This is a genomic window from Amycolatopsis sp. NPDC051371 (genome assembly GCF_040682155.1).
GTDB lineage: Bacteria > Actinomycetota > Actinomycetes > Mycobacteriales > Pseudonocardiaceae > Amycolatopsis.
The window spans coordinates 1-1,688 of the sequence record NZ_JBFBAG010000119.1; the positions used below are offsets into that span (position 1 = coordinate 1).

Sequence of the window (1,688 nt, forward strand, 5' to 3'; positions counted from 1 at the left end):
TCATGCGGCCTCCCGGGGGTGGCGGTGTGGTGTGTGGTCAGTGTCGGGGGGTGGTGTGGGTGGGTGCATCTCCTGACGTGCAGTGGTGAAGGCGGGATCAGGGGTGTTCGCAAGCGGAGAGATGCGGGTGCGGGGTGGTGGGTCGCAGGATCGGTTGCGGCTGGTTTTCGGCTGTGTCCGCGTGGATGGTGGTAGGGGGTTTCTGCCGCCGATTGGAGAGCGTTCAATGCGTGTCCTGTTCACCATCTATCCGAATTCGTTCGCTCATCTGTATCCGGTGGTGCCGCTGGCGTGGGCGTTGCAAAGCGCCGGCCACGAAGTGCGGATCGCCACCCACCACAGCTCGGCGGACATGATCAAGGGAACCGGGCTGACCCCGGTGGCGCTGGGCAATCCCGAGCAGGTCCCGGTCCGGCTGACCGAGGACTGCAGCCAGCCCGCGCACCCGGATCTGGTGCTGGCGTATGCCGACGCGATGGGGCTGAGCGTCGAGGACCGCGAGCACTGGATCGTGTTCTTCCAGTACCTGCTCAACCCGATCTCCGACTACGTGCGGGTGGACCGGGACGAGGCCAGTGATCTTGTGGAGTTCGCCAAAACCTGGAAACCGGACTTGATCCTGTGGGACCCGACCCACCCCGCGGGCGGGGTGGCGGGCAAGGTGTCGGGATCGGCGCACGCGCGGTTGCTGATCAGCCAGGACCAGTTCGGCTGGTCGCTGGACCGGCTGGCCGAAAGCCGGGAAGCGTTGCGGGCCGCGGGTCTGGACGAGAACCCGCTGGCGACGCTGCTGGAGCCGCTGGCCGCCAAGTACGGGCTGAGCGTGGATGAGGAACTGCTGGTCGGGCAGTGGACGGTCGACCCGATGCTGGAGGACTTCCGGCTGCCCACCAGCACCAAGAAGCTGCCGATGCGCCAGGTCCCCTACGTCGACCCGCAGACCTTCCCCGGCTGGCTGCACCAGCGTCCCGAAGACGCCCGCTGCGACTGCTGCGGCCGGGCCGGGGTGCGCCGGGTCGCGTTGTCGCTGGGGGAATCCACCCGCCGGTTCATCCCCGGTGACTGGGACCGCGCCCCCAAGATCCTCAAGGCCTGCGAAGGCCTCGAGGATCTTGAGTTCATCGCCACCCTGGACAAGATGCAGCTGGCCGACGTCGACTCCGTCCCCGCCAACGTCCGCACCTTCGACTGGGTGCCCCTGCCCGCGCTGGTGCCCACCTGCTCCACTCTCATCCACCACGGCGGCAACGGCACCTACGCCTCCGCGCTGGCCGCGGCGGTCCCGCAGTTGGTCTGCGACCTCGCCGGCGAATCGGTCCTGTTGAAACTGGTCGAAGACGAACCCGACCAGCTGCGCACCGGCACCTACCGCAACGGTTTCGAGGCCGGTGTCCGGGAGGAAACCACCAGCGCCGGCTACCACTGGGAACTGCCCGCCAAGAAAATCGAAGCCACCCCCGTCTCCGACTTCGTCATCGCCAAGGGCGTCGGCGACCGCCTCGACCACCGCGCGCAGACGGTCAACGAGATCCGTGAACTGATCTGGCACACCGCTCACGACCCCGCTCGTCACCACGCCGCGGCCGACCTCCGCAACGAGTGGCTCGCCATGCCCAGCCCCAGCGACATCATCCCCGATCTGGAAAAACTCATCGCCCAGAACAAACGACGCCTCTAAACCACAACTA

The 1,688-nt window shown here is 67.2% G+C and carries 1 protein-coding gene; it reads left to right on the forward strand.

The window, feature by feature from the left end:
* The first annotated feature begins 226 nt into the window (after positions 1-226).
* Positions 227-1,678: a nucleotide disphospho-sugar-binding domain-containing protein gene (locus AB0M59_RS53550; protein ID WP_364632160.1), complete on the forward strand. Its 1,452-nt coding sequence runs from the start codon at positions 227-229 to the stop codon at positions 1,676-1,678.
* Positions 1,679-1,688: the final 10 nt, after the last annotated feature.

Bases quoted from the DNA above. Each gene is read 5' to 3' on its own strand.
- AB0M59_RS53550 (WP_364632160.1), top strand. From the start codon at position 227: ATGCGTGTCCTGTTCACCATCTATCCGAATTCGTTCGCTCATCTGTAT.